Annotated in this window: 11 protein-coding genes; 8 read left to right on the plus strand and 3 right to left on the minus strand. The window is 68.6% G+C overall.

Going from position 1 to position 15,312, the window contains the following annotated elements:
- Positions 1-232: 232 nt before the first annotated feature.
- From SSOG_RS04530 to SSOG_RS04545, 4 genes are all read left to right on the plus strand, one after another.
- A complete protein-coding gene (locus SSOG_RS04530) occupies positions 233-1,519 on the plus strand; it encodes a cellulase-like family protein (RefSeq protein ID WP_009713030.1) in 1,287 nt (428 codons plus the stop codon).
- A 122-nt stretch (positions 1,520-1,641) separates the two neighbouring features.
- Positions 1,642-2,520 (plus strand): helix-turn-helix transcriptional regulator, encoded by an 879-nt coding sequence (locus SSOG_RS04535; protein WP_039936565.1) that lies wholly within the window; start codon positions 1,642-1,644, stop codon positions 2,518-2,520.
- A 327-nt stretch (positions 2,521-2,847) separates the two neighbouring features.
- A complete protein-coding gene (locus tag SSOG_RS04540; protein ID WP_009713032.1) occupies positions 2,848-3,870 on the plus strand; it encodes an aldo/keto reductase in 1,023 nt (340 codons plus the stop codon).
- Positions 3,871-3,900: 30 nt separating this feature from the next.
- Positions 3,901-4,899 (plus strand): aldo/keto reductase family protein, encoded by a 999-nt coding sequence (locus tag SSOG_RS04545; protein WP_009713033.1) that lies wholly within the window; start codon positions 3,901-3,903, stop codon positions 4,897-4,899.
- A 64-nt stretch (positions 4,900-4,963) separates the two neighbouring features.
- On the opposite strand, the gene SSOG_RS04550 is transcribed toward SSOG_RS04545, so the two are convergent.
- Positions 4,964-8,131, minus strand: coding sequence for an alpha-L-rhamnosidase (locus tag SSOG_RS04550; protein ID WP_050799763.1), 3,168 nt, complete (start codon positions 8,129-8,131; stop codon positions 4,964-4,966).
- 388 nt (positions 8,132-8,519) lie between these two features.
- Between SSOG_RS04550 and SSOG_RS04555 the strand changes: the two genes are divergently transcribed.
- The gene (locus tag SSOG_RS04555; protein ID WP_039936567.1) at positions 8,520-9,557 is read left to right on the plus strand and encodes a LacI family DNA-binding transcriptional regulator; all 1,038 of its coding nucleotides are present in this window, start codon (positions 8,520-8,522) and stop codon (positions 9,555-9,557) included.
- A 34-nt stretch (positions 9,558-9,591) separates the two neighbouring features.
- On the opposite strand, the gene SSOG_RS04560 is transcribed toward SSOG_RS04555, so the two are convergent.
- The gene (locus SSOG_RS04560) at positions 9,592-11,097 is read right to left on the minus strand and encodes a glycoside hydrolase family 43 protein (protein ID WP_039936568.1); all 1,506 of its coding nucleotides are present in this window, start codon (positions 11,095-11,097) and stop codon (positions 9,592-9,594) included.
- Positions 11,098-11,616: 519 nt separating this feature from the next.
- Between SSOG_RS04560 and SSOG_RS04565 the strand changes: the two genes are divergently transcribed.
- The 3 genes from SSOG_RS04565 to SSOG_RS04575 all read left to right on the plus strand — a co-directional run bounded on the left by SSOG_RS04565 (position 11,617) and on the right by SSOG_RS04575 (position 13,484).
- The gene (locus SSOG_RS04565; RefSeq protein WP_009713037.1) at positions 11,617-11,886 is read left to right on the plus strand and encodes a heavy-metal-associated domain-containing protein; all 270 of its coding nucleotides are present in this window, start codon (positions 11,617-11,619) and stop codon (positions 11,884-11,886) included.
- Between the two features lie 25 nt (positions 11,887-11,911).
- Positions 11,912-12,262: a metal-sensitive transcriptional regulator gene (locus SSOG_RS04570; protein WP_009713038.1), complete on the plus strand. Its 351-nt coding sequence runs from the start codon at positions 11,912-11,914 to the stop codon at positions 12,260-12,262.
- Between the two features lie 190 nt (positions 12,263-12,452).
- Positions 12,453-13,484 carry a helix-turn-helix transcriptional regulator gene (locus tag SSOG_RS04575; RefSeq protein WP_039936569.1) on the plus strand — a complete coding sequence of 344 codons (1,032 nt, stop codon included), beginning with the start codon at positions 12,453-12,455 and terminating at the stop codon, positions 13,482-13,484.
- Between the two features lie 45 nt (positions 13,485-13,529).
- Here SSOG_RS04575 and SSOG_RS04580 read toward each other — a convergent pair whose 3' ends face one another.
- The gene (locus tag SSOG_RS04580; RefSeq protein WP_009713040.1) at positions 13,530-15,110 is read right to left on the minus strand and encodes a class I tRNA ligase family protein; all 1,581 of its coding nucleotides are present in this window, start codon (positions 15,108-15,110) and stop codon (positions 13,530-13,532) included.
- Between the last annotated feature and the right edge of the window lie 202 nt (positions 15,111-15,312).

Genomic DNA, 15,312 nt, shown 5'->3' on the forward strand with positions numbered 1-15,312 from the left:
CAATCCGGCGACGACGGTGCGCCGGGACGGGCGGGCGGTATCGGTCATGATGGAGGACTCCCTCGGGGCACCGTCCGCGTGGCGGACTGGGTTCGCACGGCGGCTGGGCGGCACGCACATGTCCGTTCGCCCCCAGAGCCTGGACAGCCACGCGAGCACCGTCAAGGGAATATTCATAAATAATGGATTGTTGTACCGTGGCGGTCACCGCATACGAACGACGGGTGACCTCATGAGCGCACACCGACAGGCCGCTACGGGCGAAACCACCGATCGGCTCGCCATCACGCTGTGGGACTTCAGCTGGTACACACAGGCAGGACCCGGGGAGCCTTTCGCCGACCTCGACCGCGCCTTCGCCGAGGCGGTGGAGCGCGGCTTCAACACCATCCGGATCTGCGCCATGCCCTTCCTGCTGTTCTCCGGACTCGTCCGTGACCCGGAGTCCCTCCATGTCCGTGGCTTGGGCGAGCAGTTCGGACAGCGGACCCGCTGGTACAACGTCCGCGGCGGCTACCCGCTGGACGGCCGCCGGCGGCTGGTCGAGCTGTTCGAGGCAGCGGCCCGGCACGACTGCCGGGTGATCGTGTCCTCGTGGGAGTACCAGCAGTCCCCCAGCTTCGCCGACACCGACGCCTGGCACCGCGCCCTGGCCGCGGTCCCCGGTCCGGACCGCGCCGAGGTGATGGCCGAAGCGCTCGCCGGGATGCTGGACTTCCTCACCGAGCGCGGGCTGGCCGACCGCGTCGCCTACGTCGAGGTGCACAACGAGGTCGACAACTGCTCCCTGGTACCGAGTGACGGCGCCACCCACTACGCCCGACTGCGCGGCCCCCTCGGCCGCGCCGTGGACCTCCTGCGGGCACGCCACCCCGGCATCCCGGTCACCTACTCGCTGGGAGAACCCTGGCCGGACGAACTCGACGACCTGCCGGAGCAGGCGCAGAACGCCCACTTCCACTTCTACGCATACGGCGTGCTCGGCGCGCTGTACCAGGCCGTGGGGCTCGGCCACGGCACCGAGCCGGCGCCCCGGACGGCCACCTGGCCCACCCCCGAACTGGCCGGCATGCTACGCCCCGACGCGCCCGCCTTCGCCGACTACCACCCCGACGAGCCCTGGCGGCTGCAAGCCACCGGGATCCCGCGCGAGCTGTTCTACGTACACGACTGGGTGGACCCCGACCGCTGGGACCTGTGGCTCTACGAGAACTACCAGTCGCATCGGCAAGCCATGCGGGACACCCTGGCCCGGTGGGTCGAATCCGTCGCCGGCTTCGCCCACCGCCGCGGCGTCCCCGCCATCCTCGGCGAAGGCGTGGTGGGGTACACCCCGCTCCTCACACGCTTCGAGGAGGACGCCGTCGGCAAGGACCTGGCGGAGTTCGTCGTCGACCGATGTCTCGCAGCGGGCTTCCAGGGAGTCGTGCTGACCTCCAACGCGGCGCCTCATCACCCGATGTGGCATACCGACGCGGCCTGGATGCGGCGGGTCAACTCTCGCGTGACCGTCGGCTGACCACCGGCAGTGCCGCAGCGATGGCCGGAGTCGGCGTACCGGCCGGACCGGGGGAGGTCCATGCTGTGAGGGGTACTGACAGGGACCCCCACCGAGCGCTTCCTCTTCCTACGCTGGAATCCATGGACCATCGGGCCGAAGTCAGCGCATTCCTCAAGTCCCGCCGCGCCAAGATCACACCCGCGCTGGCGGGCCTGCCGGTGTACGGGCAGCGGCGAGTGCCCGGGCTGCGCCGCGGTGAGGTCGCGACGCTCGCCGGGGTGAGCGTCGAGTACTACACGCGCCTGGAACGCGGAAACCTCGGCGGGGTCTCCGACAGCGTCCTGGACGCCCTCACCCAGGCCCTGCGGCTCGACGACACCGAGCGGGACCACCTCTACGCCTTGGCCCGCGCGGCCAACACCAGTCCGGCGCGTGTCCGGCGCCGCCCGAAGAAGGCCACCGTGCGATCCAGTGTGCTGCGCATCGTCGAGGGCCTGCACGACCAGCCGGCGTACGTGCGCAACAACCGCATGGACATCCTGGCCGCCAATCCGCTCGCCCGCGCCCTGCACAGTGAGGCGTTCGAGCTGGAGCCGGTCAACACCTGCCGATTCGTCTTCCTCGACCCGCGGGCCACCCGCATGTACCCCGACTGGGAACGCGTGGCCCGCGAAGGCGTGGGCGTGCTGCGGGTCGAGGTCGCCAAGAACCCCTACGACCGCGAGCTGTCGAACCTGATCGGTGAGCTGTCCACCCGCAGTGACGCCTTCCGCACGATGTGGGGCACGCACGACGTGCATGTCTTCACCGAGGGAACCAAGCGGTTTCACCATCCCGCGGTGGGCGAGATGGAGCTGGTCCACGAGACCCTGGCCCTGCCCGGTGACGAAGGGTTGTCCATCACCGTCTACAGCGCCGATCCCGGCACCCCGGCCGCGGACACCTTGAAGCTGCTGGCCAGCTGGGCGGCGAGTCAGGAGCAGGACGCGGCCGCCTCACAGGCCGACACCGAACGCTGACGCCGAACCCGGCCCCGTCTCCAGCCCTTGCCCACGCTCTCGGCATGAGGGGGGCCCTGCCGTTACCCCTCACAAGCGTGCCTGTCAGCGGGGCGCGGCTGCTGGTTCCGTGGAATGCGGCGGCGCCTGAAGGACTCCGCCCGCGCCACCCCTTGAAAGGATCGTCAGTGAGTTCCCCTTCGTCCACAAAGCCGGATACGTCGGCCGCCGCACCACTCGCGGGGCGCTCTCTTGGGTTCTCGCCGCGCTCTTCCTGGCCGGCTTCGCCTTCAGCCTCGCGGCGCCACCTCGATCCGAGAAACCCGTACACAACATTGGGAGACCACCATGGAACACCGTCTACTGGGACGAACCGGCCTGTCGGTCAGCAAGATGTGCCTCGGCGCGATGATGTTCGGCCCGTGGGGCAACCCCGACCATGACGAGGCCACCCGGACCATCCACCGCGCCCTTGATGCCGGCATCAACTTCGTCGACACCGCCGACGTCTACTCGCACGGCGAGTCCGAAGAAATCGTCGGCCGGGCCATCAAGGGGCGCCGCGACAATGTGGTGCTGGCCACCAAGTTCCACAACTCCATGGGGGACGACCCCAACCAGCGCGGCAACTCCCGGCGCTGGATCATGCGGGCCGTAGAGGACTCGCTGCGCCGGCTGGGAACCGACTACATCGACCTCTACCAGGTGCACCGGCCCTCACCCGACACCGACATCGAAGAGACCCTGGGCGCCCTGACGGACCTGGTACGCCAGGGCAAAGTCCGCTACCTCGGCTCCTCCACCTTCCCCGGCAGCCAGATCGTCGAAGCCCAATGGGCCGCCCACGACCGCCATCTGGAGCGGCTCGTATGCGAACAGGCCCCGTACTCCGCGCTCGTGCGTGGCATCGAGGCCGACGTGCTGCCCACCGCGGCCCGGCACGGCATGGGGGTGATCACCTACAGCCCGCTCGCCGGCGGATGGCTCTCCGGCCGCTGGCGTCAGGGCACCGACCTGCCCACCCCGTCCCCGGCCCGGCAGCGCCTGGCCGACCGCTTCGACATGTCCCTGCCGGTCAACCAGCGCAAGCTCGAGGCGGCCGAAGCCCTCGCCCACCTGGCCGAGGACAACGGAATGACGCTGATCGAGATGGCCATCGCGTTCGCGCTCAACCATCCCGCGGTCGTCTCGGTCCTCATCGGCCCGCGCACCCTGGACCACCTGGAGACGCAGTTGCCCGCAGCCGAGGTGACGCTCGACCCCGCGGTCCTGGACCGCATCGACGAGATCGTCGCCCCGGGTACGGTCATCAACCCGGCCGACAGCAGCTTCGTCAATCCCGCCCTGGAGCCGGCGGCGCGCCGACGCTGACCGGACCCCCGTCCACCAGAAGGAGCAACCATGCGGTACCGCACACTCGGCAGCTCGGACCTGGAGGTCTCCGAGATCTCGCTCGGGTCCTGGCTCACCTACTCCGGCGGCATCGAGGCGGACCAGACCCGTGCCTGCACCAAGGCCGCGTTCGAGGCAGGCATCAACTTCTTCGACACCGCCAACGTCTACGGGCAAGGCACCGCTGAAACGGCCTGGGGCGAGATCCTCTCGGCCCACCCCCGCGACTCCTACATCCTGGCCACCAAGGTCTGGGGCCGGATGTCGGACGATCCGGCCGACCAGGGACTGTCCCCGGCGCAGATCGCCCAGCAGATCGACGCCTCCCTCACCCGCCTCAAGACCGACTACGTCGACCTGTACCAGGCACACCGCTTCGACCCCACGGTCCCGATCGAGGACACCATCGAGGCGTTCCAGAAGGTCGTCGAGCAGGGCAAGGCCCGCTACCTCGGCTTCAGCGAGTGGACCCCCGAGCAGATCCAGGCCGGCATCGACATCGCCGGATCCGAGCTGTTCGTCTCCTCCCAGCCGCAGTACTCCATGCTCTGGCAGGCCCCCGAAGCCGAGGTCTTCGGCCTCTGCGCCGCGAACGGCATCTCCCAGATCGTCTGGTCACCGCTCGCCCAAGGCGTCCTCACCGGCAAGTACAAGCCCGGGCAGCCCATCCCCGAAGGGAGCCGGTTCGCCAGCGCGGAGATGGCGGCCGCCCAGGACCTCGTCTACAGCGAGGAGACCCTGGAGGCGGTGCGGCGCTTGGTCCCGATCGCCGAGGAGGCAGGGATGAGCATGCCCACCCTGGCACTGGCCTGGGTACTGCGCCGCGGCGAGGTCGCCTCCGCGATCACCGGCGCCTCCCGCCCCGAGCAGGTCCACGCCAACGCTGCCGCCTCCGGTGTGGAGTTGTCCGACGACGTGCTCGCGGCTGTGGACCAGGCCCTCGGCGACGTCCCCATCACCGAACCAACCCTCGCCCCCGCAGCCCAGGCCGGCATCAAGCACCGCTGAGCCGTAGGCGCTCCAAGGGGGCAAGGCCCCCTTGGAGGTCTTGGCGGCGCACGGGAGTCGGACGTCAGCGCGGCGTACTCGTCAAGCGGTACCGGCCGGACGGCAGCCGGTACGATGCCACGCCGTCCGCGTGGCCGAGGAGCCGTACTCCGTCCACGTGCGCCAGCGGGGTCCGCCCTTCCCGGACGGACGTGGCGGAGAGGGCCGGGAGGCGCAGGGTCGCCTCGCTGTTGGCCGGTACGACGGCGTCGTACACCAGGGTCGTGCCTCCGTCGTCGATCCTCCACTCGCTGCTGATCTCGCCGTACGGCGATTCGTGCGAGCCCGACACGTGCGTGATCCTGCCGGTGGGATCGAGGTGAGGTTGCAGGAGGAAGTGTTTGAAGCCGGGGCTGTCGGGGTCGCGTGCGATGCCGGCCATGTACGCGTACATCCACTCCATGATCGCTCCGTACGCGTAGTGGTTGAAGGAATTCATGCTGACCGGGCCGAAGCCGGCGTCCTTGGAGTAGGAGTTCCAGCGCTCCCAGACGGTGGTGGCGCCGTTCTTCACCGAGAACAGCCAGGACGGCAGCGCGTCCTGGTGCAGCAGCTTGTACGCCAGGTCCGAACTGCCCTCATCGGTGAGGACGGGGGCGAGGACGTTGACGCCGAGGAATCCCACGGACAGTGTGTTCTCGGCGTAGGTGACCCGGCTGCTGTCCGGGTGTGCCGCCTTGTAGGCGGCGTCGTTGCCGATGTTGTCGGCCAACAGCCCGACGAGTGTGCGGCGCTGGGCCTCCGTGTCGTAGAAGCCGAGCTTGAGGACCCACAGCAGTGCCGTCTGGCTGTTGTCCTCGGTCTTCTGGTTCGGGTCCGCACCCGGTTCGATCGGGGAGGCCTCGCCGAGGCTGGACTTCACCGTGAGCCGACCGCCCTCGGTCTTGAGGTATGTGGCGATGAAGGCCCGCTTGATGCGGCCGAAGAGCCTCTCGTACGTCGCGGCCTCGCCGGGCCGGTTGATGGCGCGGGCCATCCGTGCCATCAACCGCGCGACATAACCGTAGTAAACGTCGCTCATGAGCTGGGCACTGGTCTTCTGCGGCGCCAGCCAGTCCCCGGTGAGCGACCCCTGTCCGGCGTAGGTGTCGCCGGTCCGCTCCTGGATCCAGTCCAGGTAACGGGTCATCGCCGGCCAGCTGCGCTCGACGACGGTCGGGTCACCGGTCATCTGCCACACGGTCCACGGGAGGATCACACCGCAGTCCGCCCACCCGCTGCCCCCGTCGGGGAAGTTGAACCGGCCACCGGGGGCGACCCCCGTGAACTGTGCCTTGTCCACGCCGTAGACAGTCTGGGAATCGACGACGGTGTTCTGGAAGTGGCTGAGGAAGGGGGCGGCGTCCGCGTTGTACAGGCCGGTGGCGGCGAAAACCTGTGTGTCGCCGGTCCAGCCCAGGCGTTCGTCGCGTTGCGGGCAGTCGGTGGGCACCCACAGGTAGTTGCCGCGCTGCCCCCAGCGGATGTTGCTGATCAGCTGGTTGGCCTGCGGGTCGTTCGTGGTGACGGTGCCGATGTCGCGGACCGCGGAGGTGGCCACCTTGCCGGTCAGGCCGGTGATCGTGACGGTGTCGGTCGCGGTGACGGACACGTACCGGAAACCGTAGAAGGTCAGGGAGTCCTGGTGGGTCTCCCCGACGGGGTCGCCCTTGAGGATGTATGTGCTGGTGGCCTTCGCGCTGCGCAGGTTGGCGCGGTAGACCGACCCTTCGGGCCCGTCCGCGCCGGCGCTGCTGTCGTTGAGCATCTCGGCGAACTTGAACTCGACCCGCGCTCCGGCCGGGCCGCGCAGGCTGTACTGGGCCACCCCGACCATGTTCTGGCCCAGGTCGAAAACGGCGGTGTCACCGACGCCGATCGTGACGGAAGCGGAGGCTGCCCTGCGGGGGTCGGTCACCGTCCGGTCGGGGTCGACGACGATGCGCCCTTCGCCGTTGGAGCTGCTGTCCCGTCCGGCCACTCCGGTGGCGACCGTGATGGACTGCGGACGACGATCCCACCGCGGCATCAGACGTGCCGTCTCGGCCGGGTAGGCCAGCAGCCGTGCCTCGGGGTACTCGGCCTCGAAGGCGATGCGTTCCACATCCGACCAGGCGGTGTCGTCGAATCCGCCCGTCGTCCAGCCCACCAGTTCCTTGCGGGCGTCGTAGGTCTGGCCGTCGTAGATGTCGTCGGCCCGGTACGGGCCGGTGTCGGTGGCCTTCCAGCCGTCGTCCGGCCCGGTGACGAGGGACTGTGATGTCCCGTCTGCGTACCGGATCAGCAGCTTGGCCTTGAGCGCCAGCGCGTTGCCGTCCTTGGAGTAATAGGTACTGCCCTCGGAGATGCGGCCGTTGTACCAGCCGTTGCCCAGGACGGCCGCCAGGGCCACGACCGGCCTGCCCACCACGAGGTCCGTGACGTCGTAGGTCATGTAGTTGACGCGTACGTCGTAGTTCGTCCAGCCCGGGGGCAGCAGCTCGATCGTGGCACCGCCATCCTGCGGGACGGTGACATGGCGCCCGTTGACGTACGCCTCGTACACCCCGAGGGCGGAGACATACAGTCGCGCTTCACGGACCTGGCCCCGGCCCTTTCCCGAACCTCCCGCTCCGAGAAGCGCCTCTCTCCGCAGCATCGGCGCACCAGGGGAACGGGGGGTCTTGCCCTTCATCCCGATCCACTGGGCGCCGCCCCACCCGGCGACGCCGTCGGTGCTCATGAGCCCGGTCTCGAACAAGGCCGGAGGTGCGCTGCCGACCAGATGGCCCTCGGCGTCCCAGACGGTGACGGTCCAGTGGTAGCGAGTCGTGGCCATCAGCCTCCTGCCCGCATAGCGGACGGCCACCGAATCGGAGGAACGGACGCGACCGCTGTCCCAGACATCCGCACGACCACCGGCCAGTTTGTCCGGTGAACTCGCCACGAGGATGCGGTAGGAGCCTTGGCTCCGCCCGCGGGCGGAGGACCGCATGCGCCATCCGAAGCGTGGCCGGGCAGCGTCCACGCCGAAGGGAACGGTACGGTGCTCCACGGTCAGCCCGTACACCGCGGTACCGGCTGTACGAGGTGTCGATGCCGCCTGCGCGGTGGGTCCCCCGCCCACGCCGCCCGCCACTACGGGCAGCGCGCCCGCCGTCGCCACGAGCACGGTGCGCCGGCGGACTCCCGTCACGTGTTTCTCGGGTTGGGCGCCTTGCTGGGCATCGGACATCGCACCATCCGAAATCTGTGCTTCATCGCTCACGCCGTCGTCCCTTCGGTTTTCGGCAAGCGGTCAGAAGTCGAGCCTTGTGGCCGCCCCAGAGGATTGAAACGTTTCAGTCTGCTGCCTGATCAGGGTTCGATCGGTTGGATACGGCGAGCCGTCCGGCGGCCCGGCACGGGAAAGGGTGATCCCGCCCAGGCCGTGGGTAACGTTTTCCAAAGCTGGTGGCCAGACCTTAGAGAGCCTCCTTCGTGACGTCAAGGTGCCGTGCTCCGCGCGCGATTGGGCTGACGCGGCTTCCTCGGGCCGCCGGGGCGCCGACGTACCTGACGGCGGGACAGGATTCGTCCGTACACTTCGCGGAAACGTTTCCCACGCCGCCGGAGGGAGCGGGATGGAGCCGCCAGCACCGCCTCGCCGCGTCACCATCGTTGACGTCGCACGTCACGCCCAGGTGTCCACGACCGCCGTCTCGAAGGTGCTCCGCAACGCCTACGGGGCCAGCCCCGAGATGCGCGCGAGAGTGCGCCGGGCGATCGACGAGCTGGGCTACCGCCCGTACGCGGCCGCGAGGGGCCTTCGGGGCCAGACGTACACCATCGGCGTCATGCTGCCCGACATCCGCAACCCGTTCTTCCCCGAGATCCTCGACGGGATCACCAGTCGGCTTCAGGGCACCGACTACCAGGTTTTCCTGGGGCCGGGCTGCAACGGGGAGAAGGAGGAGGCGCGCGTCACCGAGGCCATGATCGACCGTGGCATGGACGGCATCGTCCTGGTCGCGCCCGTGTCATCGCCCACGCGTCTGGAACACGTCGCCTCCGTCGTACCGACCGTTGTCATCGGCCGTCATGGATGTTCCCCGGTGTACGACACCGTGACGGACGACGACGTGGCAGGAGCGGCCTTGATCGTCAGTCACCTCGCCGGACTCGGGCACCGCCGGATCGCCCACATCGAGCACCACGAAACCGACCCGACACGTATCGCGGAGATGCCCAACGCCCAGCGCGCCGACGGGTATCGGCGTGCCATGAGGTCGCTCGGCCTCGCGGACGAGATCGACGTCGTTTCCACCAGCTACACCCAGCAGGGCGGATACCGGGGCGCCAAGGAGCTGCTCGGGCGCCCCCACCGGCCCACAGCCGTTTTCGCCGGAGCGGACATCGTCGCCATGGGTGTGCTGGAGGCGGTCGCCGAAGCCGGGCTCTCCGTGCCCGGCGAGATATCGGTGGCGGGATATGACAACACGACGTTCGCCGCGTTCGGTCCGATCTCCCTGACGAGCGTCGACCAGGCAGGCCACGAGATCGGCGCGAACGCGGCCCGCCTCCTCCTCGAACGGATCGCCGACCGCCACAAGCCGTCGGTTCAGGTCAGGCTCTCCCCCACGCTGGTGCCACGCCGGACCACCAGTGCGGCACCGGAGTAGTCCGGGCCTCGGCCCCGCGGGACCAGATGGGCATTCAGGGCTCGAGCGGTTCGTAGTCGAACCAGTCGAAGTGCACGGCGCCGACCGAGGCGTACATTCCGATGACCCGGCCGGTGAATCCGCCCGCCACCTCGGTCGACAGGTACCGCCCGTCGAGTGCCGTGAGCCCGACGAACGTGCCGTCCGGTTCCTCGAAGCCGAGGGAGATGGTGTCAGGGCCGGTACGTGCCTCGTTCACGAGCTGTACAGGGGACACCTCGATTCTCAGCGTCAGGGGCCCGGCGGGTACCGGCTGAGACGCCACCACGGTGTGCAGCGGACCGATGCGGGCGAGTACGCGTACCTCGCCGGATGCCATCTCGATGTCGTAGTGATGCTGCTCGTCCAGGCGGACGGCCAGGCCACCGCGCCCTTCCGCCGGGTCGATCAGGGCGCGTACCCGGCAGGACAGATGTTGCTGGCGTCGGCCGACGAACATCACATCGAGCTCGTCGAGAGAACTCCCACGGGCGTGGAGCGTCAACCAGCCGGCCCGCTCCTTCGTCGTGCAGTTCTCCGCGGGCCGCTGACGCGGCGAGACCCAGCACGGGGCCGGCTCACTGAGGTCGAAGTCATCCCGCACCGGTACGACGGCGCCCGGCTGAAGCGGCCACGGAGGAGCGGACATGTCGAGCGACAGCTCGCCGACGACCGGCCAACCGTCGACCCAGCTCACCGGCGCCAGGAACGTCTCGCGGCCGAGTACGTGCCAGCCGGGAGTGCCACCGCCCGGGCGCACCCCGAGCAGCACCGTCCACCACGAACCGTCGGGCGCCTGAACGAGGTCCGCGTGGCCGGTGTTCTGGATGGGGTGATCGGTGCCGCGGTGGGTCAGGATCGGGTTGTCCGGGCATGGCTCGAAGGGACCGGTGGGCGTGCGGCCACGGGCGATCGAGACGCCGTGGCCCCGCTCGGTGCCGCCTTCGGCGATGAGCAGGTACCAGTAGTCGCCGATGCGATACAGGTGCGGCGCTTCCGGGGCCTTGGCACCGGGGGTGCCGGACCACAGCCTGCGCGGCGGGCCGAAGGACTGCCCGGTATGGGGATCGATGCGGACCTGGCCGACTCCGGCATAGGTGCACCAGCAGTTGCCCTCGTCGTCCCAGGCGAGGTCCGGGTCGATTCCGGGGACACCGGGCAGCCGGACCGGGTCGGACCAGGCACCGGCCGGGTCGGTGGCGGTCACCAGCAGGTGGCCGCCGTCGTTCACGTTCGTGGTGATCAGCCAGAACCGGCCGTCGTGGTGGCGGAGGGTGGGTGCGTAGATCCCGCCGGAGGAGGTGGCTTCCGGCGGTAGTCGCAGTTGGCTCGGCCGGTCCAGGGCGTTGCCGATCTGGGTCCAATGCACCAGATCACGGCTGTGGAAGAGGGGTACGCCGGGAAAGTACTCGAAGCTGGAGCAGGCCAGGTAGTAGTCCGCGCCTGCCCGGCAGATGCTGGGGTCGGGGTGAAATCCGGGCAGCACCGGGTTCTTGATGGTGTTGCCGCCCCGCTCGTGCATGCTCGCCACTCTCGTGAGCCCTTTCGTTTCGGCTGGTCACGCGTGCCGGTGGCGGACCACCCTCCGCCGCGTGCTCACACACCGGGCGGGTCAGCCGCGATTCGGACCCGAAGCCGCAGATCTTGACCTACTGGACGACAGCGGGCTGCGGGCAAGCCTGGCACAGGCGGCGCCGGAGTACCCTCCCGGGACATCACTCGGGGAACACGCGCTGGGAGAAGAACGCAGCCATTGCCGTCGCGGTCGTTTGCAGGTTGACCGCTCCGAAGACGTGCGGACGCCGCGCGCCCCGCGAAGGGCGGCGCGGCGGCGGATGCGGTGATCCGCAGTCCGGTGTCCATGGCGAACTCCTCGCCTCCTGGCCGCCCGTGGCGCGGCCTTCCGCACTTCAAAATACCCCTGGGGTGTATTGGGCCATATCGCGTCCAGCCTTGCGAATAATACGGGTGGGGGGTATACAGGAGCGGAAGCCCAGGCGATACCCCACCGGGGTATACTCCATCGACTACGGAGGCATCCATGTCCGACTGCTGCACCCCTGACGGAAGCTGCCACACCTCGGAGAGCAAGACCGTCTACCAGGTCAACGGCGTCGGCAGCGCCCACTGCCAGGGCATCGTCACCAAGGCCGTGGAAGCTCTCGACGACGTCAAGGCCGTCGAGGTCGAGATCGGCACTGGTCTGGTGACCGTCACGACCTCCGCCAAGCCCGACGAGGCGCTCGACAAGCTGATCGCCAAGGCCGTCGACGAGGCCGGCTACGACTTCGCCGGCCGCGTGGACGGCTGACCTGCCGGACTGCGGACTCAACCGCATGGACGGGTCGAGGCCACCGGATACGCCGCGCGGGAGCTCGAGCCGGCCCCCGCACAAGGGGGCCACCGTGACCGGTCATGACAACCACCGGGACGACATACTCAGGCGACTCCGCCGGATCGAGGGCCAGGTGAGGGGGTTGCAACGCTTGGTGGAGGACGAGACCTACTGCATCGACGTCCTCACTCAGATTTCGGCGACGAACGCGGCCCTGCAATCCTGCGCCGTCGCCCTCCTCGACGAGCACCTCAACTGCTGTGTCACCCAGGCCATCGTGGAGGGCGGCGATCAGGCCAGGACCAAGGTCGCCGAGGCATCCAAGGCGATCGCCCGACTCGTACGGGCCTGAACACCAAACCCCTGGGCCCGGGCGGATCGCCGCCCGGGCCCAGGCACTTGCTCAGTCGAGTGACCCACGCCACACTACTAAGTGAAATCGTAGATAAGGCCCACTCCTTGTGACAAAGTGCGACCGGGGCGACTCGGGACATCACAAGGGGGCTCACTTCTCGATGGCCAACGGCTGTGGCAGATCAGGCATGCAGACGACTGATCTGGCGCTCGCTCTCTATCAGGAACTCAGGGTTCGCGGAGCGTCCAGCTTGCAGGACATCGCGTCGGAGATGAACCTGTCCGATGAGGACACGGGCCGATGCCGCGATGAACTGCTCAGTCTCGGCCTCGTCGTCCCGACGGGGCCGACCCACGACAACCGTCTCGACTTGGACGCCGGCAAGGCGTCGGAGGCGGAGTCGGACGCGGTCACCGTCATCGCACCTGAGATCGCCCTCCTCCGGCTGCTGGACCGGGAACGGTCGCGTCTGCGCAACCACCTCGATCAGGCCGATCGCGCGCACCGCACCCTGAAAACGCTGGCCGGGAACTTTCTGCGCGCTGACACACTGACCCGCGACGCGGGCGTGGAGGTCGAAATCCTGCATGATTACCGCCGTATCCAGCAAGTGCTGGAGGACATCACGGATACGGTGCAGCGCAGTCTCTCCTCGATGCACCCGGTCGTGGGTGGCAGAGAGATATTCGCAAGGGCGCTCAGTCGCGACCGACGGCAGATCGAGAATGGGGTTCAGGTCCGTTCCGTCTTCAGCCAGCGCCTCGTGTCCTTACCGGATGAGGCCCAGCACCTTCACGCCAAGGCAGAACTGGGCGTGCAGGTGCGTATTTCGCCCGTGGTACCCATGAACATGATCATCGCTGACGAACAGTTCGCGCTGCTCCCGGTGAATCCAGAGAATCCCCCGGCGGGTGCCATACTCGCTCGCGGCTCCGCCCTGGTGCGGTCCTATCAAGCCTTGTTCGAGCACAGCTGGCACATGGCGATACCCTTCGGCGATCAGCTGCGGCCCGACCAAGGTGGGGACGGTCTCACCGAACAGCAGCGCGCCGCCCTCCGCATGCTGGCGTCCGGCATGAAGGACGAGAAGGTCGCCCGCAATCTGGGCGTATCGCTGCGCACCGTGAGCAGGATGATCTCCGACCTCATGCAGGAGCTGGACGCTTCGAGCCGCTTCGAGGCCGGCGTACGGGCCACCCGTCTGGGCTTGCTCAATTGACGCCCCCGCGCCACCACAGCCTTCGGGCCGGGGACGACCTCCCGCTCAGAATCCGAAGACAGGGCCGGACGGAGGATCCAACCGGACTCCGGGGGCCGGCGGAGCCAGTGCCTCCGGGACCACCGGACCGCCAGGTTTCATCCGCAAGGCCGCAGCCAGGCGTCCTGCACCCTCCGGCATCACGGGCCATGCCCACGACGTCAACGCGACGGCTACGGAGAGCTGGGCAGTGATCGTCGGCAGGCGTCGCCCTCCTCTCCGCGGCCTGCGTTGCTCGAAGACATTGACGTAGCCGAAGTCGGCCGCACAGCTCACGACTTCGTCCAGGACGGCGACGGCGCGGCGCGGATCGAAGGCTTCGGGGCCGTACGCCTCGCGCAGGTCCTCGGCGGCCCGGTACAGCCGACGCCGGAGCGCTTCCCAGCCCGTTCCGCCAGGTTCCGCATCCGGGACCACCCCCGCGCAGTCTTCGCGTACGGTCGTGAACAGCCGGGTGAGCCAGTTGTTCCAGGTGGTCTCCAACACCTGCCGCGTGCGCTCGAGCCGGTCGCGGCGGAACTCGGTGCGGCGACCGTGTGGCCGTTCCTCGAGAACGTGGCGGCGCAGCGTGTCCGACCCGAACTCGGTGAGCAGGTCGAGGGCCCACACTCCGGCCTCACCGCCGAAACCGTGCGCCCGCTCCGCGTCGACACGATAGGTCTCGTTGACGTAGATCTCCTGCGGAAGCTTCACGCCACGTGCGATGAGAATCGCCGGTAACAGCACCGCGTGGCAGAAGGCATGTCCGAACTCGCAGAAGTGAACGGCCCGCTCGGGCAGCGGCTTGTGGTCGTAACCATAGCCGAAGAGGTGCATGACGACGGCCTCGAAGCATGCGTCGATGCGGTGGTGCCGAAAGTCATCGACGGGGACCGGAACACCCCAGTCACCGGGGTGTCCGACGGCGACCTCCGGCAGACCGTCCTCCAGCAGGCTCTCCCACAGCGCTGCGAGGCGAGGTGACGATTCGGTGGAAGCCCAGTGGTCGGCCAGGGATTCCCGCAACGGCTCCAAGGGCAGGTAAAGGCGCCTGCATCGGTGCCGCTCCCCGGGAGAGCCACACAGCGCGCAGACAGGGTCGATGAGATCGGCGTCGGTCGGCCGGGCGCATTCATGGCACAGGCTGCCGTCGGCGCGGGCACCGCAAGCCGAACAGGCACCCATGACGAAGGCTCCGTGCAACCAGCGCTCGCAGGAAGGGCAGAACGGATGGAGCCGGGTGCGGGCGACGATGACGTCCTGCCCATACAGATCCAGGAACAGGTTCTGCACCCAGCGCTGATAGCCACGGTCCCGACGTGGCTGGACGATGTGGTCGAACTCGACACCAGAGCGCAGCCAGTCGGCGGTGATCGCGACACGATAACCCTCTGCCACCTCCTCCGGTTTACGGCCGGCCCGCAACGCTCGTAACTCCACGGATTCGGTGTGGTCGGCGGTTCCCGTGCTGAACAGCACGGGCCGCCCATCGGCACGTAAATGGCGGCTGAGTACATCCGCGGCCACGTACGGACCTGCCAGATGCCCGATGTGCAGTTCGCCGTGCGTGGCTGGTGGAGTCGCAGTGATCCACAACGGGGTACTCATGGACGGACCTCCTTGGCGATGGACGAAGTGCTGCCGGGGCACGGGCAGCCGGCGCGGCGAAGCGGGACGAGCGGATGAATCAATCGCGTGGCTGCGCGACCGCGTGGACGACCCTTCGGTTTGCGAGGAACCCGGGGCCGGTCACCAGAGTGGCAGAGAGATGCCAGGCGTCCCCGCCCTGAGCGATTGCGCGTTCACGCCG

Source organism: Streptomyces himastatinicus ATCC 53653, assembly GCF_000158915.1.
GTDB classification, from domain to species: Bacteria; Actinomycetota; Actinomycetes; order Streptomycetales; family Streptomycetaceae; genus Streptomyces; species Streptomyces himastatinicus.

Coding starts and splice junctions, on each gene's coding strand:
- SSOG_RS04540 (WP_009713032.1), top strand. CDS start 2,848: ATGGAACACCGTCTACTGGGACGAACCGGCCTGTCGGTCAGCAAGATG.
- SSOG_RS04565 (WP_009713037.1), top strand. CDS start 11,617: ATGTCCGACTGCTGCACCCCTGACGGAAGCTGCCACACCTCGGAGAGC.
- SSOG_RS04545 (WP_009713033.1), top strand. CDS start 3,901: ATGCGGTACCGCACACTCGGCAGCTCGGACCTGGAGGTCTCCGAGATC.
- SSOG_RS04580 (WP_009713040.1), bottom strand. CDS start 15,110: ATGAGTACCCCGTTGTGGATCACTGCGACTCCACCAGCCACGCACGGC.
- SSOG_RS04530 (WP_009713030.1), top strand. CDS start 233: ATGAGCGCACACCGACAGGCCGCTACGGGCGAAACCACCGATCGGCTC.
- SSOG_RS04575 (WP_039936569.1), top strand. CDS start 12,453: ATGCAGACGACTGATCTGGCGCTCGCTCTCTATCAGGAACTCAGGGTT.
- SSOG_RS04570 (WP_009713038.1), top strand. CDS start 11,912: ATGGACGGGTCGAGGCCACCGGATACGCCGCGCGGGAGCTCGAGCCGG.
- SSOG_RS04535 (WP_039936565.1), top strand. CDS start 1,642: ATGGACCATCGGGCCGAAGTCAGCGCATTCCTCAAGTCCCGCCGCGCC.
- SSOG_RS04555 (WP_039936567.1), top strand. CDS start 8,520: ATGGAGCCGCCAGCACCGCCTCGCCGCGTCACCATCGTTGACGTCGCA.
- SSOG_RS04550 (WP_050799763.1), bottom strand. CDS start 8,131: ATGTCCGATGCCCAGCAAGGCGCCCAACCCGAGAAACACGTGACGGGA.
- SSOG_RS04560 (WP_039936568.1), bottom strand. CDS start 11,097: ATGCACGAGCGGGGCGGCAACACCATCAAGAACCCGGTGCTGCCCGGA.